Annotated in this window: 22 protein-coding genes; 15 read left to right on the top strand and 7 right to left on the bottom strand. The window is 73.0% G+C overall.

The annotated features are described in order from the left end of the window. Positions 1 to 248: 248 nt before the first annotated feature. The 3 genes from ACZ7GZ_RS01050 to ACZ7GZ_RS01040 form a co-directional block, all read right to left on the bottom strand. On the bottom strand, positions 249 to 662 hold the full coding sequence (locus ACZ7GZ_RS01050; RefSeq protein WP_471019584.1) for a PIN domain-containing protein: 414 nt from the start codon (positions 660 to 662) through the stop codon (positions 249 to 251). Further along, positions 659 to 916 (bottom strand): type II toxin-antitoxin system VapB family antitoxin, encoded by a 258-nt coding sequence (locus tag ACZ7GZ_RS01045; RefSeq protein ID WP_471019579.1) that lies wholly within the window; start codon positions 914 to 916, stop codon positions 659 to 661. Before ACZ7GZ_RS01045 ends, ACZ7GZ_RS01050 begins: the two co-directional genes overlap by 4 nt. A gap of 133 nt (positions 917 to 1,049) precedes the next feature. Continuing rightward, a complete protein-coding gene (locus ACZ7GZ_RS01040) occupies positions 1,050 to 1,817 on the bottom strand; it encodes an IclR family transcriptional regulator (protein ID WP_471019575.1) in 768 nt (255 codons plus the stop codon). A 253-nt stretch (positions 1,818 to 2,070) separates the two neighbouring features. Here ACZ7GZ_RS01040 and ACZ7GZ_RS01035 point away from each other — a divergent pair, with 253 nt between their 5' ends. The 12 genes from ACZ7GZ_RS01035 to ACZ7GZ_RS00980 all read left to right on the top strand — a co-directional run bounded on the left by ACZ7GZ_RS01035 (position 2,071) and on the right by ACZ7GZ_RS00980 (position 14,346). Then, positions 2,071 to 3,435: an MFS transporter gene (locus tag ACZ7GZ_RS01035; RefSeq protein ID WP_471019573.1), complete on the top strand. Its 1,365-nt coding sequence runs from the start codon at positions 2,071 to 2,073 to the stop codon at positions 3,433 to 3,435. A 134-nt stretch (positions 3,436 to 3,569) separates the two neighbouring features. Continuing rightward, positions 3,570 to 5,015, top strand: a complete 1,446-nt coding sequence (locus ACZ7GZ_RS01030; protein WP_471019569.1) for an MmgE/PrpD family protein — start codon at positions 3,570 to 3,572, stop codon at positions 5,013 to 5,015. An 11-nt stretch (positions 5,016 to 5,026) separates the two neighbouring features. Further along, positions 5,027 to 5,902, top strand: a complete 876-nt coding sequence (locus ACZ7GZ_RS01025; RefSeq protein ID WP_471019567.1) for an isocitrate lyase/PEP mutase family protein — start codon at positions 5,027 to 5,029, stop codon at positions 5,900 to 5,902. 5 nt (positions 5,903 to 5,907) lie between these two features. After that, positions 5,908 to 7,155: a 3-isopropylmalate dehydratase large subunit gene (locus ACZ7GZ_RS01020; protein WP_471019564.1), complete on the top strand. Its 1,248-nt coding sequence runs from the start codon at positions 5,908 to 5,910 to the stop codon at positions 7,153 to 7,155. Continuing rightward, a complete protein-coding gene (locus tag ACZ7GZ_RS01015) occupies positions 7,155 to 7,673 on the top strand; it encodes a LeuD/DmdB family oxidoreductase small subunit (protein ID WP_471019561.1) in 519 nt (172 codons plus the stop codon). Before ACZ7GZ_RS01020 ends, ACZ7GZ_RS01015 begins: the two co-directional genes overlap by 1 nt. Positions 7,674 to 7,735: 62 nt before the next feature. Then, positions 7,736 to 8,428 carry an MBL fold metallo-hydrolase gene (locus ACZ7GZ_RS01010; RefSeq protein ID WP_471019558.1) on the top strand — a complete coding sequence of 231 codons (693 nt, stop codon included), beginning with the start codon at positions 7,736 to 7,738 and terminating at the stop codon, positions 8,426 to 8,428. A gap of 737 nt (positions 8,429 to 9,165) precedes the next feature. After that, positions 9,166 to 10,518 carry an ATP-binding protein gene (locus ACZ7GZ_RS01005; RefSeq protein WP_471019555.1) on the top strand — a complete coding sequence of 451 codons (1,353 nt, stop codon included), beginning with the start codon at positions 9,166 to 9,168 and terminating at the stop codon, positions 10,516 to 10,518. Positions 10,519 to 10,520: 2 nt separating this feature from the next. Continuing rightward, positions 10,521 to 10,943: a roadblock/LC7 domain-containing protein gene (locus ACZ7GZ_RS01000; RefSeq protein ID WP_471019552.1), complete on the top strand. Its 423-nt coding sequence runs from the start codon at positions 10,521 to 10,523 to the stop codon at positions 10,941 to 10,943. After that, complete coding sequence (locus tag ACZ7GZ_RS00995) at positions 10,940 to 11,293, top strand: DUF742 domain-containing protein (protein ID WP_471019549.1); 354 nt, start codon at positions 10,940 to 10,942, stop codon at positions 11,291 to 11,293. Before ACZ7GZ_RS01000 ends, ACZ7GZ_RS00995 begins: the two co-directional genes overlap by 4 nt. Continuing rightward, positions 11,271 to 11,897, top strand: coding sequence for a GTP-binding protein (locus ACZ7GZ_RS00990; RefSeq protein ID WP_471019546.1), 627 nt, complete (start codon positions 11,271 to 11,273; stop codon positions 11,895 to 11,897). The genes ACZ7GZ_RS00995 and ACZ7GZ_RS00990 overlap by 23 nt, the downstream gene beginning before the upstream one ends. Further along, entirely contained in the window at positions 11,894 to 13,111 is a 1,218-nt protein-coding gene (locus ACZ7GZ_RS00985) for a cytochrome P450 (RefSeq protein WP_471019542.1), read from the top strand. The genes ACZ7GZ_RS00990 and ACZ7GZ_RS00985 overlap by 4 nt, the downstream gene beginning before the upstream one ends. Positions 13,112 to 13,122: 11 nt before the next feature. Next, positions 13,123 to 14,346, top strand: a complete 1,224-nt coding sequence (locus ACZ7GZ_RS00980) for a cytochrome P450 family protein (RefSeq protein ID WP_471019539.1) — start codon at positions 13,123 to 13,125, stop codon at positions 14,344 to 14,346. Positions 14,347 to 14,602: 256 nt separating this feature from the next. On the opposite strand, the gene ACZ7GZ_RS00975 is transcribed toward ACZ7GZ_RS00980, so the two are convergent. Next, complete coding sequence (locus ACZ7GZ_RS00975; RefSeq protein ID WP_471019537.1) at positions 14,603 to 15,280, bottom strand: ANTAR domain-containing protein; 678 nt, start codon at positions 15,278 to 15,280, stop codon at positions 14,603 to 14,605. 157 nt (positions 15,281 to 15,437) lie between these two features. On the opposite strand from ACZ7GZ_RS00975, the gene ACZ7GZ_RS00970 reads away from it, so the two are divergent. From ACZ7GZ_RS00970 to ACZ7GZ_RS00960, 3 genes are all read left to right on the top strand, one after another. After that, a complete protein-coding gene (locus ACZ7GZ_RS00970) occupies positions 15,438 to 15,797 on the top strand; it encodes an STAS domain-containing protein (protein ID WP_471019535.1) in 360 nt (119 codons plus the stop codon). Continuing rightward, a complete protein-coding gene (locus tag ACZ7GZ_RS00965; RefSeq protein WP_471019532.1) occupies positions 15,794 to 16,756 on the top strand; it encodes an anti-sigma factor RsbA family regulatory protein in 963 nt (320 codons plus the stop codon). The genes ACZ7GZ_RS00970 and ACZ7GZ_RS00965 overlap by 4 nt, the downstream gene beginning before the upstream one ends. Before the next feature lie 166 nt (positions 16,757 to 16,922). Further along, on the top strand, positions 16,923 to 17,306 hold the full coding sequence (locus ACZ7GZ_RS00960; protein WP_471019529.1) for a hypothetical protein: 384 nt from the start codon (positions 16,923 to 16,925) through the stop codon (positions 17,304 to 17,306). Between the two features lie 60 nt (positions 17,307 to 17,366). Here the strand turns inward: ACZ7GZ_RS00960 and ACZ7GZ_RS00955 are convergent, their stop codons facing one another. The 3 genes from ACZ7GZ_RS00955 to ACZ7GZ_RS00945 form a co-directional block, all read right to left on the bottom strand. Further along, positions 17,367 to 18,404 carry a rod shape-determining protein gene (locus ACZ7GZ_RS00955; RefSeq protein ID WP_471019526.1) on the bottom strand — a complete coding sequence of 346 codons (1,038 nt, stop codon included), beginning with the start codon at positions 18,402 to 18,404 and terminating at the stop codon, positions 17,367 to 17,369. 141 nt (positions 18,405 to 18,545) lie between these two features. Continuing rightward, entirely contained in the window at positions 18,546 to 22,781 is a 4,236-nt protein-coding gene (locus ACZ7GZ_RS00950) for an SAV_2336 N-terminal domain-related protein (protein ID WP_471019524.1), read from the bottom strand. Continuing rightward, complete coding sequence (locus tag ACZ7GZ_RS00945; protein WP_471019521.1) at positions 22,771 to 23,796, bottom strand: AAA family ATPase; 1,026 nt, start codon at positions 23,794 to 23,796, stop codon at positions 22,771 to 22,773. The genes ACZ7GZ_RS00950 and ACZ7GZ_RS00945 overlap by 11 nt, the downstream gene beginning before the upstream one ends. Between the last annotated feature and the right edge of the window lie 30 nt (positions 23,797 to 23,826).

The following is a 23,826-nucleotide window of genomic DNA, read 5'->3' as shown; positions in this document are numbered from 1 at the left end:
TACGCGGGCAGAACCGTTTCTACTGCAGAAACGTTTGAACGGAGGGCGCCACTCCAGGGTGGCGACCCCCGTTCAAACGGTCAGACCAAGATCCAGGGGACACGCAGGGGCACGGTCAGGCGACAGTATCGAGCCTGGACGATGATCAACTCATCGTCACAGGCGGAAGCTGATGAGCATCCTCGACCCGTACGGGCTGTGAAGGCGGGCGTGCCCGGCGGCCGTTCACCGGGTGCCGGCGGCGTCTCTCAGTCCTTCAGATCGATCATCCGTACGGGCTGTCCGGTCGTACGGGCGATCGTCTCGAAGTCGCGGTCGTAGTGGAGCAACGTCAGTCCCGCCTCCTCCGCCGCCGCTGCGACCAGCAGGTCGATGGGGCCCGCACTGCGCTGCTCGCCCTTGGTGGTGAGCAGTTCCTGGACGACGCGAGCACGTCGATAGATGCCGTCGGGCATGGGGCACCAGGTGTAGTGGGCGTTCAGCGTGCGCTTCACGCGTTCACGGTCCGCCGCCGAGCGTGCGGAATAGAGGACTTCCAATTCGGTGATGTCGCACAGGGCGACGAGCCCCGCGCCGATCCTGTCGTCCCATTCAGCCGTGGTCCGGCCGAGGAGCACGCGGGCGACGGCGGAGGTGTCGATCAGGTAGTCGGCGACGGTCACTCAACCGCTCCTGCGGTGCGGACACCGTCCGGCTCGCCGGTGGGCCGGTACGTGCTCTTGTCGAGGAGGAGGCTGATGTCCAGGGCGCCTTCGGCGACCAGTTCGCGGGCTTCTCCGAGAGCGCGGAGTCGCCGGTAGCGGGCGGTGACCTCCCGCAGGGCGGTGTTGATGGTGTCGCGTTTGGTCGTGGTGCCGAGTTCCTTCGCGGCGGCCTCCAGCGCCTCGTCGTCGAGATCGATCACGGTGCGGCTCATGGCGAACCCCCTGTATATACGGTGTTGTATATCAATATACATTACCCGGTATGCCTGGCCGGCGGCGTTGCCTGCTCCGACACCCTGAGCACCGCCTGCCCGCCGCTGCTCTGCCTCCGGGGTCAGCCTTCGGTCAGCTCGCGCGAGGTGAGAAGTGGGCGGTCTCGAAGAGGAGGGACAGCCGGCTGGACCGCTCGGTGAGGACCTCGGCGAAGGCCGCCGCCCGCTTGGCCGTCCAGCGGTCCGCCGGTCCGGACACCGCCACCGACGCGGCCGCCTGTCCGCCCGGGGTCAGCACGGGAACGGCGACCCCCCTCAGGCCGGGATGGTTGGCTCCCTCCGACAACGCGAAACCGTTGGCACGCGCTGCGGCCAGCGCCCGTTCGATCTCCTGCGGGTGTGCGTCATCGCCGGCGCGGGCGAGGATCGCTGTGACGTCGTCGTCGGGCAGGTGCGCCAGGATGGCCTGTCCGCTGCAGCCTCGGTGCAGGGGAGTGGTCGAGCCGAGTCGGGCCGCCCGGCGCAGTTCGTAGTCGCTCTCCGCACCCAGGACCAGGACGGCCTCGTGGCCGGCGCGCAGGTGCAGCGTGGCGGTCTCTCCGGACAGGTCGGCCAGCGCCCGCAGCATGGGCCGGGCCGCCGCGTAGACGTCGGCGCGCGGCATGACCTCGGCGGCGAGCCCCATGAGCCGAGCGCCGATGCGGTAGCCGCCCGACTCGGCCCGGGTCACGTACGACTCTTCCTGGAGCACGCGCAGCAGGCGGTAGGCCGTGGACTTGCTCAGTCCGACCGTGTCCGCCAGGTTCTGCAGGCCCAGGGGCGACCCCGAGGCCGCGACTGCTTCCAGGAGGCGCAGGGCCCGCCGGGCCGTGTCACCGCCTTCGATCCGTGCCGCCACCATTCCGCCTCTTCCACTGGTCTCATCATCCGCATCACTGAATTCAGTATGTGGAACCTTACGCGCGCGTCGTCCGGGGAGCAAGACGGTGCGCGGCCCCAAGGAAGCTGAGGGCCCCGCTTGACGACGCTGCGGATGCCTGTACCCTCTGTCCCCCGCTGTGAAAGTCGAGTTACAAATAATGAAACTGGACGGCGCAATGGCTGATATTTCCGACGCGACGCACAGTGCGCGAGAGGTTTCCGGTACACGCTGTGTGCAGGACGCGGTCGCGGCCCGTCTCGATGCGCTCCCGGTGGGGCGCTGGCACCGACGTGTGCTGGCCGTGGTCGGCCTCGGCTCCTTCTTCAACTTCTTCGAGGGCGCCCTCGGCAGTCTGCTGATCCCGTTGCTGCCCACCGGGTGGACGGTGACCACGGTGGACAAGTCCCTGCTGATCAGCGCCACCTTCGCGGGTGAGCTGGTGGGCGCGCTACTGCTGTCCGGCCTCGCCGACCGCTATGGGCGGCGGCGTATGTTCCGGATCAACCTGCTCTCCTACGCCGTCCTGTCCCTCGGCTCCGCCTGCGCCGCGACCGCGACCTCGCTGATCGTCCTGCGAGTCCTCCTGGGCATCGGCCTGGGTGCCGAACTCGCCCTGGTGGACACCTATGTGACCGAACTGATGCCGACCGCACGGCGCGGTCGCTCGCTGGCCGGCGTTTACGCCCTGGGCATGCTCGCCGTGCCGGTCGCCGGTGTGCTGGCCGCCAAGCTGCCGCACAGCATGGCGGGGATCGAAAGCTGGCGCTGGCTGATGGGCTTCGCGGCACTGGGCGCCGTCCTGGTGTGGCTGCTGCGCAGGCGCCTGCCCGAATCGCCGCGCTGGCTCGCCACCCACCGGCCCGAGCGGGCGCTCGATGCCGTCGCGCGCATCGAGCGGGGTGCGGGCCGACCGCCGGGCGCTGCCGCCACCGTGCCGCCCGGAAGGCAGGCAGCCCGGTGCGAGGAGGCACCGCTCACCCCGCCGCCCACCTGGGCGCGGGAGCGGCCCCGGCTGTGGGGAGCCGACCTGCGGCGCCGCACCCTGCTGCTGTGCGTCATGGAGACGTTGGGCCCGGTCGGGTTCTACGGCTTCGCCTCGATCGCCCCGCTGGTGCTGCTCCACAAGGGCTTTTCGGTGGTCGAGTCGCTGACGTACTCCGCTCTGACAGGGATCGGCTACCCGCTGGGCTGCTTCCTGCTGGTGCACCTGGCCGAGCGGATCCAGCGCAGGACCCTCGTGATCGTCTCGTCCCTGCTGGTCGCGGTGGCGGGCACGGTGTTCGGCATGGGCACCAGCGTGTGGGTCATCGTGCCGGCGGGGCTGCTGACCACCCTCATCGGCGTCATCAACGCCACCGTCTCCCGGGCCTACGGGGCCGAGCTGTTCCCCACCCGGGTGCGCAACACCGCCCTGGGCCGCACCTACGCGCTCTCCCGCCTTGTCTCAGCGCTTCTGCCGTTCTGCACCCTGCCGGTTCTCGACGCCCTGGGTCCCGGCCCGCTCTACCTGATCTGCGCCGCCCTGATCGCCGCGATGAGTCTCGCCGTCGCCCTGGCCGGCCCGCTGACCAACGCCGTGCGCCTGGATTCCGTATGACCCGGTCACCGGCGAGGAGAAGGCAAGCGACCGGCGCAGGCCGGCGAGGCCGCACGACCGTTCCAAGCCGCCCGGACGGAGATCCGGACCGCCCTGCCGCCCGCTGGGCGCCTACATCGATGGAGGTGAGCGCGGTGCACGCACCGCCGACGACAACCACCCGGCCGCCGACCGACCCGGACGGCCCCACGGGACGCCTGGCCACCTGGCTGGCCGGCACCACCCTGGCAGACATACCCCGGCCGGTGCGGGAACGGGCGGCGCACCTGGTGCTCGACGGCCTGGGCTGCGCCCTCATCGGCGCCCAGCTGCCCTGGTCCCGCACGGCCGTCGAGGCCGTCCTGGACCTGGAGGGCGCCGGCGGTGCCCCGGTGATCGGCTGGGGCCGGACCACCAGCGGCCCCGCTGCCGCCGTACTGAACGGCACCTTCATCCAGGGCTTCGAGCTGGACGACTACTTCCCGCGCGCCCCGCTGCACAGCACCTCCCTGGTCCTGCCCGCCCTGCTGTCCACCGCCGACCATCTCGGCGAGGCAAGCGGTGCGGACTTCCTGCGGGCAGCCGTCGCCGGCTTCGAGACCGGCACCCGGGTCGGGCTCGCGCTGAACGGTTCGCAGATGCTGTCCCGCGGCTGGCACTCCGGCTCGGTCTTCGGCACGCACGCGGCGGCCGCGGCGTCCGGAGTGCTGCGCGGTCTGGACGCCGCCGCCTTCGAGGACGCGCTCGGCCTCGCGGCGACCCAGTCGGCGGGTCTCATGGCGGCGCAGTACGAGGCGATGTCCAAGCGCATGCACCACGGCCTCGCCTCCCGTAACGGCTACTACGCCGCCGGACTCGCCCAGCACGGCTACACCGGCATCAAAAAGGTCTTCGAGCGCCCCTACGGCGGCTTCCTGTCGACCTTCGGCGAGGGCCACAACCCCGACCCGTCCCAGATCACCAGGGGGCTGGGAGAGGTGTGGAACACGGAAAGGATCACCGTGAAGATCCATGCGGCGATGGGCGGTCTGCACCCGGCCATCGACGCCGTCCTCGCCCTGACGGCAGACCGCCACCTGGGCACCGATGACATCGAGTCGATCCGTATCGACGTCCCCGACGCGATCTACCACCACGGCTGGTGGCAGCCCGAGCGTCCGCTCACGACCATCGGCGCCCAGATGAACATCGGCTACGCCACCGCCGTGGCGCTCCTGGACGGCCGGGTCCGCCCCGAGCAGTTCCACGCCGAGCGGATCGACGCCGACGACGTGTGGGAGCTGATCGGCCGCACCGAAGTGCACCTCGACGACGAGCGGAAGGACCCGAGCTGGTCCGAGCCCGGCTACAACACCCGCGTCACCCTCGTCCTGCGCGGCGGTGAGACCCTCACGGCCGCACTCAACCAACCGCACGGCGGCCCCGACGACCCGCTCACCAACGCCGAGATCCGCGAGAAGTACCGGGCACTGACCGCGCAGGTCATCGGCCCCGGCCGCTCGGCGGAGATCGAGCAGCTCGTCCTGGACCTCGAGAACCAGGACGGCCTCAACGACCTGATCGACCTGCTCGCCGCTCCGGTTCGCGGCGCCCTGGACTGAGGAGTACCAGCATGTCTTTCTCCGCAGGGGCGCGGCTGCGCCGGCTGCTCGCCGACACCGGGCTGATCACGGCCCCAGGTGTGTACGACGGCCTGAGTGCCGCCCTCGTCGCCCGCACCGGATTCACCGCCGCTTACCTCACCGGCGCGGGCGTCGCGGTCGCCGGGTACGGCCTGCCCGACATCGGGCTGCTCACCCAGACCGAGATGACCGACCGGGCCCGCACCGTGGTCACGGCACTCGGCGACGTTCCCCTGATCGCAGACGCCGACACCGGCTACGGCACCCCGGTGAACGTGGTGCGCACCGTGCGCGAGTACGAGAAGGCCGGAGTGGCCGCGATCCAGCTGGAGGACCAGGCGTTCCCCAAGAAGTGCGGCCACCTGCCGGACAAGGAACTCATCCGTGCCGACGAGTTCATCCTCAAGCTGCGGGCCGCGCTGGATGCCCGCACCGATCCCGACACGGTGATCGTCGCCCGTACCGACGCCCGGGGGCCGCTCGGGATCGACGAAGCGATCGACCGGGCCAATCGGTACGCGCGGGCCGGAGCAGACGTCCTTTTCGTCGAAGCGCCCGAGAGCCCGGCCGAGATCGAGCAGATCGCCACCTCGGTCAAGGCGCCCTTGCTGATCAACATGGTGCAGGGCGGACTGACCCCCGAGGCAGCTCCCGACAGGCTCGCCGCCCTCGGCTACCGCATCGCCATCCACCCCGGTGCCCTGCTGGCCCCCTACGTCCTGCACGGTCTCGACGCGCTGAGCCGCCTCGGCGGCACCGTGCCCGAGGCCACGCCCGGCCCGCAGGGCCTGTTCCAACTCGTCGGCCTGCGCGAATGGTCCGCGGCCGGCGAGCGCTACCGCGACGACACCAAGGACGGTGCCTGATGGGCATGACCATGATTGAGAAGATCCTCGCCCGCAAAAGCGGCCTGGAGCAGGTGGGCGCCGGGCAGACCGTGGTCTGCGACGTCGACATGACCGTCATGATCGACCTGCAGTTCGCCACCGGCTGGGTCCAGCCGTTGAAGATCAGTGACCCGGACAAGGTCGCGGTCGTCATGGACCACGCCGTCCCCGCCCCCCACGTGCACGACGCACTGGGCGGCACTCACGCCCGCGCCTTCGTCCGGGACTTCCGCATCGAGAGGTTCTACGACGTCGGCCGGCACGGCATCTGTCACCAGGTGATCGCCGAGAACGGCCTGGCCCGCCCCGGGGAGATCCTCGCCTGCACCGACTCGCACACCTGCGCCGGAGGCGCCTACAACACCGCGGCGCGGGGGCTCGGCCCGGCAGAGGTGTACTCGATCCTGTGCACCGGCACGACCTGGTTCCAGGTCGCACCGACCATCCGCTACGAACTCACCGGCACCAGGCCCGCTGCCGTCTCCGGCAAGGACATCTTCCTCCACATCGCCGGCACCTACGGCGATGCCACCAACCACAACCTGGAGTTCGGCGGAAGCGGCCTGGCCTCGATCCCGATGAACGACCGGCGCACCATCGCCACCCAGGGCGCCGAAGTCTCCGCCGACTTCTCCACCTTCCCCATCGACGACCTGGCCCGGGACTTCCTCGCCGAACACGGGGCCGACCCCACGTCGTACCAGGCGGCCGATCCGGACCCGGACGCGGCATACGCCGCCGTGCGCACCGTCGACCTGTCCTCTCTGGAGCCGTACGTGGCCCGGCCCGGCACCGTCAGCGACAACTCCCTGCCCGTCTCGGCCATCGAGAAGCGCCCGGTCGACCAGTGCTTCATCGGCTCCTGCGCCAACGGGCAACTGGAGGACCTGAGGATCGCCGCCGAGATCGTCCGCGGCCACAAGGTCGCCCCCGGCGTGCGCCTGCTCGTCACCCCCGCCTCCCAGCAGGTCTACCGCGACGCGATGCGCGCCGGCTACCTCCAGGACCTCGCCGACGCCGGAGCGGTGGTCACCAACTCCACCTGCGGGGCCTGCTTCGGCTACCACATGGGCCTGCTCGCGCCCGGCGAGGTCTGCCTGACCTCCTCCACCCGCAACTTCACCGGCCGCATGGGCAGCCCCCAGGCAGAGATCTACATGGCATCCCCGGCCACCGTCGCCGCCTCCGCCCTGGCCGGCCACGTCACCGACCCCCGAGGAGCACTGGACTGATGGACACGCTCATCACCGGCAGCGTCTGGGTCGTCGGAGACTCGGTCACCACCGACGCCATGTACCCCGCGTTCGCCATGAAACTGCCCGTGCCCGAGGCCGCGCGTCACATCTTCTACGAGCTGCGCCCCGGCTGGGCCGACCAGGTACGGCCCGGCGACCTCGTCGTCGCCGGACGCAACTTCGGCCTCGGCTCCTCCCGACCGGTCGCGGCGCTCTTCCGCGAACTGGGCGTCGCGGCGCTGGTGGCCGAGGAATTCAACTCCCTGTTCCTGCGCAACTGCATCAACCACGGCCTGCCGGCCCTCACCGTCCCCGGGGTCACCGGCGCCTTCGCCGACGGCGACCCCGCGCGCCTGGATGTCGCCCAGGGCTGGGTGGAGAACACCGCAACCGGCATCCGCCTGGCAGGCGGCGCCCTGCCGCCCCTGGTCCTCGGCATCCTCGCGGCCGGCGGCATCCTGCCCAAGCTGGCCCGCGAAGGCTACGTCCCCCTCCCCGACGCCGCAGCCCACTGAAACCGGTGGTGAGGAGGAGACGGTACCGCCCCCACCACCCCGCACACCGGCAAGGAAACGTCATGCACCACGCACTCGCGCCCGGCGTCACCCGCATCGCCACCAGCTCACGTGACAACGCCTTCCTCGTCGAGGGAGACGACGGCTTCACCCTCGTCGACGTCGGCTGGGCCAAAGCCCCCGGCGTCCTGCTCGACGCGGTCGCCGAGCTGGGACGGGAGCCCGCCGACATCCGCCGCATCGTGATCACTCACGCCCACCCCGACCACGTCCAGGGCGCGGCCGAACTGCGCCGCCGCACCGGTGCCCAGATCCTCGTCCACGCCGCCGACCGCGTCTGGCTGGAGGCCGGGCGCGTGCCCGCAGAGGGTCGCGCCGGCATCCTCGGCCGCCTGGTGGACCGGTTGCCCAAGCTCCACTGGAGCCCGACCACCGCTGACGCGACCGTCGCCGACGGCGACATCGTCGAGCACTCCGGCGGGCTGCGGGTCATCCACACACCCGGTCACACCCCGGGACACATCGTGCTGTTCCACGAGCCCAGCGCCACCCTGCTCATGGGCGACGCCGTCTTCCACCGCGGCCGACTCGCCCTCGGACCCGCCGGCCTGGCCGCCGACCCGCACCTGCGCGCGGGCAGCCTCGCCCGCCTCCCCGACACCATCGAGGCGGTCGGCTTCGCCCACGGCGCCCCGCTCACCGGAATCAGAACCGACACGTTCCGGCACTTCCTCGACGCCCTACGCGATGGCTGACACGCCCCGACTTCTCGTCATCCATTCCTTCCGCCGCAGCGCGATCCGGGACTGATCATCCGTCGGCCGCGGATTCGAGTCCCACCCGCCCCACCGGGCGCCACACGCGCAGAAACGACCTGCCCAGACTCCGCGAGGGGCGCCCCGGGCGCCCCTCCCGCCGGGGGGCCCTCCGACGCGCTGTCCCGACCTCGTTACACTGCGACACGTTCGACTCAGGACGCAGGCGAGGGAACGGGGGCGCCGTTCGAGGGGGAGGGGCGTGCGACGACATGCCGGGCCGCCGCCGATCCTTCACAGAGTTCTGGCAGGAGGCCGTCGAACACCGTGCCGGTCTGCCGATAGGCTCGGACCGGATCGAAGCCGGCCGGCGGGCGTCGCGGACGTGGCGCAGGGCGACATGACCGCGTACCCGGAGGACACTCTGCCCGCCGCACCCCCCGCCTTACCCCGGATGCCTCTCGTGGGGGCGTGTCCGTCGCCCGGTCGTGTCCCGCTCTCCCCGTCGCCCGCGTCCGTCCCTCCCGGGAGGACCGGCGGTGCGCGGGATGGCCGGCGTTCGCATTCCCGGCTTTCGGCCTGTCATGTCCGCATCCAGACAGATGTCCTTCGGGTGAACGGCGGCCGGCGACGTCCGCTTCGCCGACCGCAGCGCCGTCCCGCCTGGCGGGGGCCGCCCCTGCCGTCGACCCCCCTCACTGACCGGTTCGCGGCTCGGACACTCTGCAGAGGACTTGATGACCGATCTGATACTGGCCGTCGGTGCCGTGGTCGCGGTGGCGGCCGCAGGGACCACGGCGCACTTCCACCGCGCCTGCCGACGCGAGCGAGGCAGGGCCGACCAGCTCCAGGGCCATGCGGAACAGCTCACCCGTCAACTGCGTGCCGTGGAGCATGCCATGGGGCAGTTGGCCTCGGACGTGCTGCCCGCGATCGCCGCCCCCGGCGGGCGGCACGGTGCCGACCTCCCCGTGCCCCCGCCGCTGGCACACACGCCACTCGCCGACCGGCTCCGCGACGTCGCCGGGCAGGCGGTCGCCACCGTGGTGCGGGTGCGGGAGACCGCGCAGGCCGCGGCCGACCACCGGGTCGCCGAGATCCGGTCCGCGGCGGATCACGAGATCGCCAAGGCGCGCCGGGAGTCGCGGGAGGCGACGCGTGCGGCGGTGCGCAGCTTCGCGTCGAACGTGGTGGCACGGGCGTCCCGGCTGAGCCGGGAGCTCAGCCAGGGTGTGCGCTCCCACCAGGACGACGAGGCGTACGCCACGCTGGTGCACATCGACCACATCGCGCAGCAGATGCTGCTCACCGCACAGGGCTACGCGGTACTGGCCGGCGACAAACTCTCCAGGCGCTGGCCGCAGACCTCCCTCACCGACGTGATCCGCGCGGCGATGGGCCGCATCGAGGGCTACCAGCGGGTGGAGCACCACGAGTTGGACACCGTCGCGGTGCAGAGCCGCGCGGTCGAAGCCGTCGTCCACACCCTGGCCGTGCTGCTGGACAACGCCCTGCGCTACTCCCCGCCGACCGCGCGTGTGCACGTCTCGGTGGAGGAAGGCCATCACGCCTGCTTCCTGACCGTGGACGACGCCGGACTGCGGATGGACGACGAGCGGCTGCTGTGGGCCAGCGACATCATGTCCGGCAAGGACCGCGACGACATCACCCAGCTCGGCGCGCATCCGCAGACGGGACTGCGGGTCGCCTCGCTGCTCGCCGAGAACTACGGCTTCCGGGTCGAGCTGAGCGCGCCGAACATCTACCAGGGCACCCGGGCCGTGCTGGTGCTGCCGAAGAACCTCCTGGTGTTCTCCACCGCCGGCCCGCCCGCCACCGCCGCATCCGCGTCCACCGCCGCGCCCGCGGCCGTGCCGGCCCCCCGGAAATCCGCCGCCCCGGCGGCTGCCGCGACCACCGCCAGCGGGCTGACCGTCCGTCAACGACCGGCGCGGACGCACAGCGCGCCCGCGCCGGCGTCCGACACACCGGCCGTGCCGGGCCGGCCCAGCGTCGCCGCCGCCTGGGCGGAGGGCAGCCGCCGAGGGCGCCAGACCGACGAAGACACCGGACTCACCGAAGGACACTGACCATGCGCGACACACACAGCAACAGCCTGGGGTGGCTGCTCGACCAGGAACTCGGCTGCGTCGAGGGCGTCGAGTACGCGGTGCTGATGAGCGGCGACGGCCTGCTGCAGGCCCGTACGACGACGATCGGCCAGGAGGACGCGGAGAAACTCGCCGCCGTGACCGCGTCGCTGCGCGCCGCCGGCAAGGCGTGGGACGAACACGTCGGCGGAAAGGGAATGTGTCAGCTGCTCATCGAGTCGCAGGGCCGCATCGGGCTGACGACCGCGGCGGCGCACAACACGATGCTGTCGGTGGTCACGACCGGCCCCGAGGCCGACGTGGGTCTGATCAGCCATCACATGGTGCGGCTGGCCGCACGGCTCGGCCACGAGATGGGCGTCTCGGACCGCGGCCCCGCCTCGGAAGGCGGCACCGCGACATGACGGGTCCGCGGCATGACCCGGACCTGATCAGGCCCTACGTCCGTACCGGCGGACGGATCCGCCCCAGCAGGGATGTGCGCCTGGAGACGGTCGTCATCGCCGCGTCCGGCCCCACGGAAGCACTGGGGCCGGACGCCCGCCGGGTGATGCGTCTGTTCGCCGGCGGACGGGGCGGTCTGGCCGTGGCCGACATCGCCGCCGCACTGGAGCTGCCGCCCTCCACCGTCCGGATCCTCGTCTCGTCGTTGATGGACAGCGGCCATCTGGCCAGCCCCACCCCGGTCCAGGGGGGCCGGCCCGGACTCGACCTGCTGGAGGAGGTACTCCGTGGACTCCGCGAACTGGTCTGACCAGCCCGCCGTTCACTATCTGGCCCCTGCCGTGGCCCGGTCGGCGAAGATCGTCGTAGCGGGGGCGTTCGGAGTCGGCAAGACGACCTTCGTCGGCAGTGTCTCCGAGGTGACACCGCTGCGCATGGAAGAGCCGATCACCCAGGCGAGTGTCGGCGTGGACGATCTGCGCGGCACGCCGCACAAGACGACCACGACGGTCGCCATGGATTTCGGGCGCATCCATCTGCTCGACGACCGGCTGGTCCTCTACCTGTTCGGCACGCCGGGCCAGACCCGTTTCCGCCCCCTGTGGGAAGGGCTGACCGAAGGCGCGCTGGGCGCCCTGGTGCTGGCCGACACCCGCAACCTCGAGGGCTCCCACGAGGTGCTGAGCCTGCTCGAGGAACAGCGGACGCCGTACGCCGTCGCCATCAACGTCTTTCCCGACGCGCCCCGCTACCCCCTGCACGAGGTCCGCCAGGCACTCGCGCTGGATCCGGACACACCGCTGACCGAGTGCGACGCCCGTGACCGCCGGTCCTGTGTGTACGCGCTCATCACCCTCATCGAGTTCCTGACCGCCCGACACGTCCCCGCCCCCCTTGTGGAGCCTCGCCCATGACCCCCCTCGACCCCGGTGCGGCGACCCCGCCGGCGCCGGTCGCCCTCTACGACGGCGAGTTCGCCGCCGACCCCCACGCCGCCTACGAGCGCATGCGCCGCCTCTTCGGACCGCTGGTCCCCGTGGAGCTGGCCCCCGGCGTCCCCGCCACCCTGGTCATCGGCTTCCACCAGGCCCGGCGCATCCTCAACGACCCGCTGCACTTCCCCGCCGACCCGCGGATCTGGCAGCAGGGCGTCCCCGAGACCTGCCCGGTCCGGCCGATGATGGAGTGGCGCCCCAACGCGCTGCGCTCGTCCGGACCCGAGCACGCCCGCTACCGGGCCGCGAACACCGCGAGCCTGCAGGCGGTCGACCAGCACGCGCTGCGGGCCCTGGTCGAGAAGGTCGCCTCCGGCGCCATCGACGGCTTCCGTGCCCACGGCCACGCCGACCTGCTCACCCAGTACTCGTGGCCCATCGCCTTCCAGGTCCTGAGCGCGCTGCTGGGCTGCCCCGACGAGATCGGCCGGCGCATCGCCGAGGGCATGGCCAAGATCTTCGAGGCGGAGGCCGAGACCGCCGCGCAGGGCAACGAGATGCTCGGCCAGGCACTCGCGGAACTCGTCGCCCTGCGGCGGCGATATCCCGGCGACGACGTCACCTCCCGGCTGCTGGCCCACTCCGCCCGCCTGGACGACGTGGAGATGGTCCATCAGCTCGTCACGCTCTACGGCGCGGGCATCGAGCCACTGACCCACCTGATCGGCAACACCGTGCTCAAGATCCTCACGGACGAGCACTTCTCCGCCGGCCTGCACGCCGGCCAGCCCGTGCGCGACGCCCTCGACACGGTCCTGTACACCGACCCGCCGATGGCCAACTACTGCATCAGCTACCCGCCGTACCCCATCGACGTCGAGGGGGTGCTGCTGCCCGCCCATCAGCCCGTCGTCATCTCCATGACCGCCTGCAACAACGACCCGGCCGTCACCGGCGGGGTCACCGAGGGCCAGCTCGCCGGCAACCGTGCGCACCTGTCCTGGAGCATCGGCGCGCACACCTGCCCCGCCCGCACCCACGCCTACCTCATCGCCGAGACGGCCATCACCTGGCTTCTGGACGCGCTCCCCGAGCTGGACCTCGCCTGCCCCGTGTCCGAACTGGTGTGGCGGCCGGGGCCGTTCCACCGCGCCCTGGAAGCCCTGCCCGTCCGTTTCCCCGCTGTCGTCTGAAGGAGACCAGCATGTCCCAGCACACTCCGCTCGTGCTCGACCCCACCGGCGCCGCCCGGCACCAGGAACACCGGGACCTGCGCGCCCAGGGCCCGGCCACCCGGGTGGACATACTCGGCGTGCAGGCCTGGGCGATCACCGACCCCGCCCTCCTCAAGCAGTTGCTGACCAGCCCCTCCGTCTCCAAGGACGCACGCGCGCACTGGCCGGACTTCGAGCAGGCGGTCACGACGTGGCCGCTCGCCCTGTGGGTCGCGGTGAGGAACATGTTCACCGCCTACGGCGCCGACCACCGCAGGCTGCGGCGGATGGTCGCCCCCGCCTTCAGCGCACGGCGCATCGCCGAACTGCGCCCGGCCGTCGAGGCCATGGTCACCGAGCTGGTCGACGACCTGGCAGCGCTGCCCGCCGGAGAGGTCGTGGACCTGCGCGAGCGCCTGGCCTACCCCCTGCCCATCGCCGTGATCGGCCACCTGATGGGGGTACCGGAGGACCAGCGAGCCGACTTCCGGCAGCTCGTGGACCGCGTCTTCGACACCACGCTCACGCCGGAGCAGTCCCAGGCCAACACCGTGCGGCTCTACGCCGTCCTCGACGACCTGATCGCCACCAAGAGCAGCACCCCCGGCGACGACATGACGTCCTTGCTCATCGCGGCCCGTGACGAGGAGTCGGACGGCACCGGCTTCACCGGCGAGGAACTCCGCGACACGCTGCTGCTGATGATCAGCGCCGGGTACGAGACCACCGTGAACGTCATCGACCAGGCGATCGTCGCCATGCTCACCCTCCCCGAGCAGCTCGAACTCGTCCGCACCGGCAAGGCCGGCTGGGGCGACGTCGTGGAGGAGACGCTGCGGCACGAACCCGCCGTGACGCACCTGCCCCTGCGCTACGCCGTGACCGACATCGAGCTGCCCGGCGGACCGACCATCGCGCGGGGCGAGGCGATCCTCGCGTCCTACGCCGCCGCCAACCGCCACCCGGACTGGCACGGCGACACCGCCGACACCTTCGACGTCACCCGCACCGTCAAGGAGCACCTGGCCTTCGGTCACGGGGTGCACTTCTGCCTCGGCGCTCCGCTGGCCCGACTGGAGGTCACCGAAGCCCTCGGCCGGCTCTTCGCCCGCTTCCCCGACATGACACTGGCGGTCCCCGCCGGCGAACTGCGGCCTGTGGCCTCCCTGATCAGCAACGGCCACCAGCAACTCCCCGTACGACTGCGCCCGTGAGCCCGGGCGCCGTCCGCACCGGGCGACGACTTCGGCCCCCGCGCGCTTGAACGTGCCGCGCGCTGGGCACGGACCTCCTACCGGCGACCACCGCCGGTGTTGCCGGCAGGAGGGGGTCGTCATGGACCGTCGGATCCGGGTACGCGTCAGCCGGCGCCCCGCCGCCCCGCGCGAGCGGGAGATCGACCGCAGGACGCCGTCGGGGCGCATCCTGCCGTACTGACCACCGCGTCGGCCGGCGTCCGGGAACGCGGGTTCACCCCCTGCGGCCGTCGACCGCCGCCCGCAGGGCGGTGCGCAGCTCCTCCGGCAGGGCCGGGCCGCCGGGGTTCGCGCTCGCCGTGATCGCCGCCGCCACCCGGCGCAGCTTGGTGTTGGAGCGCTGGGAGGTCTCGCGCAGGATGTCCCAGGCGTCGTCCGGGGTGCAGCCGTGCGAGGCCATCAGGATGCCGCGCGCCTGGTCGATCACCGGGCGGGAGTCGATCGCGTGCCGCAACTGCGCGATCTCCAGGCGCAGGGAGTCCAGCTGCTCGGCGCGTTCCCGGGCCACCGCCGAGGCGGTGCGGGCCGGGAGGCCGGCGGGTGGCGCGGCGCGCAGCGGGTCGGTGGTGTCCAGCCCCATCAGCTCCAGGACCCGGCGCGGCTGACCCCGCCAGCCGGTGGCCGAGACAGCGACACCGTGCCGGCGGCCGTACTCCCGCAGCACGTCCAGGAACGCCGGGCCGGTCGAGTCCATGAAGGACACCTCCGCCAGGTCCAGCTCGATCCCGGCGACGCCCGCCGGCAGCCCGGCCAGGATCCCGGCGAGGGTGTCCGTACAGCCCTGGACCAGCTCGCCACGCGCCCGCAGGACGATCCGGTCACCCTGCCCGTGGCCGTCGACGACCAGGGTGTCCGGCCGTCCGGTGTGCGATGCGTGTGCCGCAGAACGCATGTCGCCGCCCCGTTCTCCGCTCTCTTCGGTCCGCTCGGTCCACGCCGCTCGCCTGCCCTGTGCGCCTTCGCCTACACCGCCGTGCCCGGATCCGGTCCCGAGCGGGTGAGCCGAGCGGCATACTGGGCACTCTCTTCCTGTGCGAGTGGGAGAAGGCGTGAGCGGACCCGAGGTCGTGCGGCCCCGGCGGGCGAGCGGTGCCGTGCCGGCGCCCTGGCTGGACGTGTACCCGCTCACCGGGCGGACCGGATTCCGCGCGGTGGGCGAAGTGAGCCTGCCCACCCACGGCATATGGGAGCGCGCGCTGGAGGATGCCGTGCGCGACGACGGGGACGTGTACCACGTGGAGCTCTCCGCGCTGTCCTTCGTCGACGTCGCCGGGGCCGAGGCGCTCGCGGAAGCCGCCCGGCGGTTCGGTCAGCGGCGGCTGGTCCTGGACCGCCCGCCGGCCGTTCTGCCCCGCGTTCTGGACCTGTTGTGGCCCGGACTTCCGGCGATCGAGATGTCTGTGTCATGACCACTGAGCCGACGACGGAATCCTTCGACGCCTTCGAGCCCTTCGTGCACCCCGCGCTGTTCTACGGCGACACGGAGGAGTACCTGGCCGGCACCGTCCCCTTCGTCCGTGACGCACTGGCGGCCGGCGCACCGGTCGCGGTCGCCGTACCCGGCGAGAACCTGCGGCTCATCCAGGACGCGCTGGGTGCCGACGGCGCCGCCGTACGGTTCCTGGACATGCGGGAGGCCGGCCGCAACCCCGGCCGGATCATCCCCGGCGTGCTGCGTGCCTTCGCCGACGCCCAGCCGTCCGGCCGGCGCGTCCACATCATCGGCGAGCCGGTCTGGGCGGGCCGCAGCCCGGCCGAGTACCCGGCCTGCGCCCAGCACGAGGCGCTGATCAACGCGGCCTTCCAGGGCCGTGAGGTGACCATCCTGTGCCCGTACGACACCGCCCGGCTGGACGCGCGCGCACTCGCCGACGCCCACGCCACCCATCCGCTCGTCATCCGCGCCGGCGCGCGGGACAGAAGCGAGGCCTACGACCCCGGGGGCGTCGTCGCCCGCTACAACGAGCCGCTGCCGCCCGCCCCCGCCGACGGTACGGGCGTGTTCACCACCGTCTTCGACGAGGACTCCCTCTCCGCCGTACGGCACCTCGCCACCGAGCACGGCGCCCGGCTGGGCCTGGCCGGCCTGGGCCTGGAGAACCTGGCGCTGATCACCGCCGAGCTGACCACCAACAGTGTCGTCCACGGCGGCGGCACCGGCGGGCTCACGGTGTGGGCCGAGGGCGGGTACGTGCTGTGCGAGGTCCGCGACAAGGGACGGCTGGCCGACCCGCTGGCCGGCCGGCGGCCGGCCTCCCGGGACCAGCGGGGCGGGCGTGGGCTGTTGCTGGTCAACCTGGTGGCGGATCTGGTGCGGGTGCATACGGGGGCCGCGGGGACGGCCATTCGGTGCTACGTGGCGCGTTGACGGGGACCCCGCCGAGAAGGGACTGGGCGGAGCCGCAGGTCACATACAGCCCCCGCGCCCCTTACGGGGTGCGGCCACGGTCAGCAGGGCCCGCACGGTGCTCTCTGCCGGGCCCAGGCGGGGGTGCCACTGGGCGATGATGCTGACCGGGCGGAGCCGTTGCGTGATGCCGTTCTTCACCGGTCGGCTCGTGGCCCGCCACGGCCCCCGCCCGGTCCTGCTGTCCGGCATGTCCGCCGCCGTGGCCGCCGGCGTGCTGCTGGCCTGCGCGGTGGGTCCGCACCCGGCGCTGCCGCTGGTCGTGGCCGCGGAGCTGGCGCTTGCCGCCACCGGCACGCTGTCCATCCCGGGGGCCGCCGCCGCGGTGGCCGTCGCGGCACCGCCGGAGTACGCCGCCACGAGTCAGGGTGCGCTCAACGGCATTCGGCAGGCGGGGTCGGCGCTGGGGGTCGCGGTGCTGGGCACGATGGGTTCCTTGGCCGCTTCCGGTTACGTCCTGCTTGGGGTGGGGGCCTGTGCGGTGCTGTGGGTCGTACGCAGCCGTGACTGAGCGCCGTGCTGCCGCGGGTCGCTTCCCGGGTGCGGTCCGCTGTGGCCGCCGGTGCGCGGCTCAGGCGGCCAGCGGGTTCAGGACCAGTGGCTCGATCCGGCCCTCCAGCATGGCACCGATGCCCTGGACCGCGCAGATGTCGGGGCGTTCGGCGATGTACACCGGCATCCCGGTGGCCTGCCGCAGCATCTGGTCGAAGCCGGGCAGCAGCGCCGAGCCGCCCACCATCGTGATCCCGCGGTCGGCGAGGTCGGCGACCAGGTCGGGCGGGCAGTCGCGCAGCACCTTGCCGATGCCGTCGAGGACGGCGGTCAGCGGGGTCTGGATCGCGTCCCGCACGGCGGCGGTGTCGACGCGCACGCTGCGCGCGAGCCCGGTGACCACGTCCCGGCCGTGGATCTCCGTCGAGGACGGGCCCTGCGAGGTCAGCCCGTTGCCGGACAGGGCCAGCTGCAGCGGACGTACCGACTGGCTGGGCAGTATCAGCTCGTGCGCGTGCCGCAGGTGCTGCACGATCGCCTGGTCCACCACCTCGCCGCCCACCGGGACCCGCTCGGCGGTCACGACGGACCCGAGCGAGAGCACCGCGACCTGCGTGGCCGCCGCCCCGCACATCATGATCATGGTGGCCTCGGGGCGTTCGACCGGGAGCCCGCAGCCGACGGCCGCGGCGATCAGCGTGTCCACCAGCTCGACCCGGCGCGCGCCCAGCCCGACCAGCGTCTCGATGGTCGCCCGCTGGGCCAGCGGATCCGCGCCGTGCGGGGTGCACGCGGCGGCCCGCAGCCGCAGGTTGCGCCGCAGGGCACGGCGCATCTTGTCGCCGAGCAGCTGCCGCAGCATGCGCTGGGCCATCTCGATGTCGACCACCGTGCCACCGGAGATGGGCCGTACGACCCGGATGTAGCCCGGCGTCCGTCCCGTCATCCGCTCCGCGAAGTCGCCGACCCCGATGAGTGACCCGCTCCGCGTGTTCACGGCGGCGACCGAGGGCTGGTCGATCACGAGACCGGCGCCCTTCACATACACCCGGGTGCGGGCCGCGCCCAGGTCGACGGCGAAGTGGCAGCGCCGCAGCTGCTCCAGACGGACGGTCACGGCAGATCCTCCTGGGGTGCGCGGGCCTCTTCCTTCTGTCTGCATCCTGCGCGGGGTCCGGGGGCGGGCGCCTTCTGGAGGGGTCCGGGCGGGGTGCCGCTGAATGGGGGGTTTCCGGGGGTGCGCCGGTGTGTCGCGTGGTCAGGTGCGGGTTCGGGTCACGTTCAGTTCGGCGCGGACCGTGCAGCCGGGTACGGCGTGGGCCGGGCCGGAGCCGAGGGAGAGCGACGCCCCCGCGGTCAGGGAACCCGCCCGGGTGCCCGCCAGGTCCCGCAGTCGCCCGCGCACCGCCTCCCTGATCAGCTCGAGGTGGTTGCCTGATGCGTGGGCCACCGCCTGGAGCGGGTCGCTGACCTGCCAGAACGCGGTGCCGGTGGCCCGCAGGGACGACTCCGTCTCGTCCAGCTCCAGGCGGCGCCCGGTGAGGTCGACCTCGAAGTACCCCTCGGTCCGCGGGCCCGGGGCGAGGCTGAGTCCGCCCGCGCCGTCCGTGTAGACGACCACCCTGGTCTCGCCCGTCCCCTCGGGGACGGTGTCGCCGGGAGGCAGCGGGTGAGGGCCGTCGACGGGGGGAAGCAGGTGCGTGCCGTCGAAGAGCGCGCGCGGCAGCCGGCACAGCCGGTACCAGCCCGCGCCGGTCCCCCGGCGCAGGGGCTCCAGCCAGGGAGCCAGGTCCTCGTCCTCTTCCAGCTCCTCCCGGAGCGTCTGCGGTACGGCGACGATGCCCCGCCGGTCCTCTGCGGTGTCCAGCATCCCGCTGACGGCCCTGGGGTCCGGTACCTCCGTGCTGCCGGGAAGCGCGCACGCGAAGGTCACCCGCCAGCGCAGGCCGCCCAGCCGCACCACTTCCTCCTCGAAGTGCCTCAACGTGGCGCGCAGCAGCGGCAGGCCCGGCACGTCCGGATGCGTCTCCACGTACCACCCGGTGGCTTCCCGGGTCGGGCCGAACCAGTGGCCCCGTCCACTCGCCGCCATCAGCCGGGTGACCGCCCGGCCCAGCGCGGCCACGTCGTCCGGATGCCGGGGGCCGTCGGCGAACTCGTAGACGGCGACCGTGCCGTAGGCGGGCGGGAGCGGCTCGTCGCCGGGATCGTCGAAGAGGTCGTCGTGGGAGATCTCCGGAGGGGGGCCGTCGTCCTCCTCCTCCCCGCCCGGCCGCTCGACGGCGAACAGGCCCTCGTCCTGCGGCAGCGGGTCCTCCTCCGCCGTCTCCCGGTCCTGCATCTCGAAGATCGACGGCAGCGACTCCTCGGTGGGAAAGCTGCCCTCCGGCAGCGCGTCGGGATCCGGGACCGGGTGCTGCGAGAGCGGGGTGGTGGCGTAGTCGTCGAGGGCGGAGCCGCTGTCCTCCGAGGGTGCGTCGTACTCCCCGCGCAGTTCGTGCCCCAGCGCGAGCAGCTCCGGGTTCCGGCCGCCGGCGAGGTCGTACTCCTCGTACACCTCCAGCGCTTCCTCGGTACGGCCCTGGCGGCGCAGGGCGATCATCAGCAGCAGGCGGAAGTCCTCCCGGGAGGGGTGCCGGCGGACCAGGTCGGTGAGGTGCGTGGCGGCGCGCTCGTACTCGCCGAGGTCCAGGTCGAGTTCGGCGATCTTGTGGTGCAGCGCGAGGTGGAGCCCGCGGAGGTGGCGGCGGGCGCTGCGGGCCGCGGGGCCCGGGACATCCGCGAGCGGGGTCCCGTCGGGCCACAGGCCGAGCGCCGTGTCCAGACGCTCGCGTGCCGCGCGGGCCAGGCCCCCTTCGGCCCACTGGGAGGCGGTCCGCTCCAGCCATTGGCAGTGCACCAGGTCCACGTAGTCGGCGCTGGTGTGCAGGGCGTACCCGGTGGGGAGCGTGGCCAGCGCGCCGGGGCCCAGCGCGGCGCGCAGCCGGGAGGTGATCCGGTCCACGGCCGCGGTGGCGTCCGCCGGCCTCTCGGGCGGGTCCCACAGCCCGGTCACCAGGGCGTCGCGGGTCACCTCGCGACCGTGCCGCAGCAGCAGCATGGCGAGCACCGCGGCCTCGTGGGGGGTCAGGTCCACCGTGACCGGACCCAGCCGCACGGTCGGCGGGCGCAGAATGCCGTAGCCCCGTCGGCTGTAGGCCTCCTGGGCGCCGCGCAGCAGCTCCCCGTCCCTGAGCAGGTCCCTGCCCCGCAGCTGGTCCTGGGGTGACCCGGAGATCAGGAGGCCGAGGGCGCGCGCGTACGGCTCGCGCAGGCTCTCCGGAAGGTGCCGGAGCCGGTCCGGCGCGAAGGGCGGCGCGGGCCGTCCGGTGCCCGAGGCCAGGCGCAGCAGCAGCCTGCCCAGCTTCGCCAGGTCCTGCGCCCGCCCCTCGGCCCCGGAGGTCCGGCCCGGTGCGAAGCCGCTGAGCTTGACCGTGCCGTCGGGGCTGAGCATCACCCGGGACAGGCCGAGGTCGCCGTGCGTGACGCCCGCCTCGTGGACCGCTTCGATCGCCTGCGACACCTGCGTCCCGACGGACACCAGCAGGGGAGCCGGGATGCGGTAACCGTCCGGGGAGGCCAGGGCGTTGAGGTTGACGCCCGGCACGTACTCCATGGCGACGTACGGCCTGCCGTTCTCGATGCCGAAGTCGCCGACGTGTGCGATGTTGCGGTGCGCGAGGGCCCGCAGACGCTCCGCGTCCCGCAGGAACGCCTCGCGCCGTGCGCCGTCGGGAAACGGCCGGTACAACCGCACCGCCACCTGACGGCCCGTCTCCGGGTCGTCGGCCAGCCACACGGCCCGCCCGGACGGAGTGAACCGCCGCACCAACGCATAGCGGCCGACCCGGTCACGCGGCACCACGGGCTCCGCCGCGCCGCCCGTCAACTGCCGCACGCTCTGCGGCCGTACGGTCGCGAACGCCTCCCCGTCCGCAGCCGCACCCCCACCCTCGGCCGCGGGCGTCACCGCGCGGAACTCGCCGGGTGCCGCCCCGGCCCGTTCCTCGATCAACCCGCCGACCCGGGCCAGCAGTTCGGCCGTTGCGCCGCGTGCGGAGCGGGGCAGGCCGCGCAGCAGCAGCTCGCGCACCCCGGGGCGGAACGCGTACGACCCCGGCGGCCCCGGGACCGTCGTCAGGACGCCGCTGAGGATCACCTCGGCAAGATGCTGCGGGCGCGGATCCGGCTCGACCGCCCGCTGCACCAGCCGCATCACGGGCAGGTCGGGGCGGCCCAGCGCGAGGTGGCCGGCCAGCCGGAACGCCTCCGGGGATGCCGTCGCCCTGAAGCGCAGTACCAGTTCCTCGGCGGTCAGAGCGGCGAGGTCGGTGCGGTCCTTGGCGTCCTCGGGCCCGAGCGGCGAGCCCAGCAGGGCGGCCGTGCCCGGGAACGCGGATCCGCCCATGGACGCCACCAGCCCCGCCCAGTGCGCGAGCCACCGGGGACCGGCCTCGAGCACGGGCAGCGCCACCGCCCCCCGCGGCGCCTTCGTCCCCCACTCCCCGTACTCCTCGTACGGCGTGAACGTCAGTGCCGCCGTCGGCGCGGCCGGGAACGGAGCCGAGAACACCCCCGGTGCCGCGGGCAGCGCCGTGCCGCGCCACAGGTGTTCGGGCAGCGGCTGGACCACCGCCAGCGGCATCCGCCCGGCCCAGCGGCGCAGGGTGCCGTACCAGCGGCTGCCCGCCTCGCCCTGCCACCACTGCGGACCCATGCAGTCGCTGATCAGCAGCGTGACCGTACGGCCGTCGCCGGGATCGTAGGAGCCGTCGCCGCGGACCGTGCCGTCGGGATCGGCGCGGTGCACGGTCAGCGTGCGGAACACACCCGACTGGGCCAGTGCCTGCCGCAGTTCGCGGATCAGGGGGCGCCAGACGGGCATCGTGGGGCCGGTGTCGTACACCAGGTTCAGCCGCAGCCAGCGCTCCCGGGCCGGGCGCAGCACCGGCAGCCACCACTCGGGCCCCGCGCCCAGCCGGGCGATGCGGTCGGCGGTGGCCTGCTCGTCGAGGCGGTGGCCGACCGGGGCGTCCGTGCGGCGCTTGAGCGGGCGCAGGGCACGCTGGAGGCCCAGGGGGTGGCGCAGCATCGGCGGCGCGGGGGCGTGGAGGGCGGCGTACGGCCCCGCCGTGGGGGTGTGTGAGGGCAGGTGGAGCGGGGCGCGCGCGGACGCCGCAACGGGGGATCCGAGACCTTCGGCGCGGTCCGGGGCGGGAACCGGGCCGGCGGGTTCCCGCACAGGCTTCTGCGGCCCGGGATCCGGCTCCTTCTCCCGCACCGGACTCCCGGGCCGCTCGCCCCCGCCGTCCGCCGGTCCCAGCTGCCGGGCCAGCCACAGCAGTTCGGCCAGCTCCAGCGGGGTCGGGCGGGCGCCGTCCGTGGCCAGGGCCAGGACGTCGGCGAGGCGGGCGTGCGGGGCGGGGGCCGCAGCGGCGGGGTGGTCAGAAGGCATCTGCCTGCGGGGCCTCGCCGAGGTACGGCATGAGCTGTTCGGCCAGTTCGTCCAGGGACTCGGCGCTCAGGTCGGCGGAGCGGGCCAGGTAGATGGCGTTGAGAAGCTGGTCGGTGGCCAGGTCGCCGCGGCCGGCCCGGGACAGGAAACGGGTGATCAGCGACTCGGCGCAGGCGTCCGGTTCGCCCAGGTGGGCGCGGACGATCCCGGCGAGGTGACGGTCGTCGGGCTGCCGCAGCCGGAGGGTCACGCAGCGGCGCAGGAACGCGGGCGGGAACTCGCGTTCGCCGTTGCTGGTCAGCACCACGAAGGGGAAGGCACGGCAGCGGACCCGGCCGTGCGCCACCGGCACGCGGCCGTGGGTGCCGTCGACCATCACCTCGGCGACGGGGGTGTGCCGGGCGGCGCGGACCAGCTCGGGGATCTCGTACTGGCCCTCCTCCAGGACGTTGAGCAGGTCGTTCGGCAGGTCCAGGTCGCTCTTGTCGATCTCGTCGATCAGCAGGGCGCGGGGGCGGGCGTACGGCAGCAGCGCGGTGCCCAGGGGGCCGAGGCGCAGATGGTCCTCGATGCCGGACTCGGGGGCGGGGCCGTCCGGTTCCCCGGTGGCGGCGGCCTGGCGGGCCGCGTAGAGGCGGGAGAGGGGGTCGTACTGGTAGAGGCCGTCGTGCAGGGTGCTGCGGCTGGTGATGTTCCAGCGCAGCACCGGGCCCAGTCTCAGCTCCCGGGCCACCGCGTAGGCGAGCGAGGACTTGCCGGTGCCCGGCGGGCCCGTCACCAGCAGGGGGCGGCGCAGGTAGAGGGCCGCGTTGACCAGTTGGACCGTGCGGTCGGTCGCCTGGTAGGTGGCGGCACGGTGGGTGCGGTCGGGGGAGGTGGCCGAGGCGTCGTCGCTGTCGGCGGGTGTCGGGAGCGCCGGGCCGCCGTCGAAGGCCCGCCAGGGCGGGGGCGGGGGCAGCAGGCCGATGCCGTCGTGCGGCTCCTTCGTGCCGGTGTAGACAGGCCACAGGGGCATGGGGTCCTTCTTCTCCATCGGGTGCGGTGC

Source organism: Streptomyces sp. NPDC037288 (assembly GCF_055603265.1).
This window is presented reverse-complemented; position numbering and strand designations above follow the sequence as displayed.

Excerpts from the sequence above, each read along its gene's own strand:
- ACZ7GZ_RS00945 (WP_471019521.1), bottom strand. The coding sequence starts at position 23,796 with ATGCCCCTGTGGCCTGTCTACACCGGCACGAAGGAGCCGCACGACGGC.
- ACZ7GZ_RS01005 (WP_471019555.1), top strand. The coding sequence starts at position 9,166 with ATGACCGATCTGATACTGGCCGTCGGTGCCGTGGTCGCGGTGGCGGCC.
- ACZ7GZ_RS01010 (WP_471019558.1), top strand. The coding sequence starts at position 7,736 with ATGCACCACGCACTCGCGCCCGGCGTCACCCGCATCGCCACCAGCTCA.
- ACZ7GZ_RS01000 (WP_471019552.1), top strand. The coding sequence starts at position 10,521 with ATGCGCGACACACACAGCAACAGCCTGGGGTGGCTGCTCGACCAGGAA.
- ACZ7GZ_RS00960 (WP_471019529.1), top strand. The coding sequence starts at position 16,923 with ATGCCGTTCTTCACCGGTCGGCTCGTGGCCCGCCACGGCCCCCGCCCG.
- ACZ7GZ_RS00965 (WP_471019532.1), top strand. The coding sequence starts at position 15,794 with ATGACCACTGAGCCGACGACGGAATCCTTCGACGCCTTCGAGCCCTTC.
- ACZ7GZ_RS01015 (WP_471019561.1), top strand. The coding sequence starts at position 7,155 with ATGGACACGCTCATCACCGGCAGCGTCTGGGTCGTCGGAGACTCGGTC.
- ACZ7GZ_RS00975 (WP_471019537.1), bottom strand. The coding sequence starts at position 15,280 with ATGCGTTCTGCGGCACACGCATCGCACACCGGACGGCCGGACACCCTG.
- ACZ7GZ_RS00995 (WP_471019549.1), top strand. The coding sequence starts at position 10,940 with ATGACGGGTCCGCGGCATGACCCGGACCTGATCAGGCCCTACGTCCGT.
- ACZ7GZ_RS01025 (WP_471019567.1), top strand. The coding sequence starts at position 5,027 with ATGTCTTTCTCCGCAGGGGCGCGGCTGCGCCGGCTGCTCGCCGACACC.
- ACZ7GZ_RS00950 (WP_471019524.1), bottom strand. The coding sequence starts at position 22,781 with ATGCCTTCTGACCACCCCGCCGCTGCGGCCCCCGCCCCGCACGCCCGC.
- ACZ7GZ_RS01040 (WP_471019575.1), bottom strand. The coding sequence starts at position 1,817 with ATGGTGGCGGCACGGATCGAAGGCGGTGACACGGCCCGGCGGGCCCTG.
- ACZ7GZ_RS00980 (WP_471019539.1), top strand. The coding sequence starts at position 13,123 with ATGTCCCAGCACACTCCGCTCGTGCTCGACCCCACCGGCGCCGCCCGG.
- ACZ7GZ_RS01020 (WP_471019564.1), top strand. The coding sequence starts at position 5,908 with ATGACCATGATTGAGAAGATCCTCGCCCGCAAAAGCGGCCTGGAGCAG.
- ACZ7GZ_RS01045 (WP_471019579.1), bottom strand. The coding sequence starts at position 916 with ATGAGCCGCACCGTGATCGATCTCGACGACGAGGCGCTGGAGGCCGCC.
- ACZ7GZ_RS00985 (WP_471019542.1), top strand. The coding sequence starts at position 11,894 with ATGACCCCCCTCGACCCCGGTGCGGCGACCCCGCCGGCGCCGGTCGCC.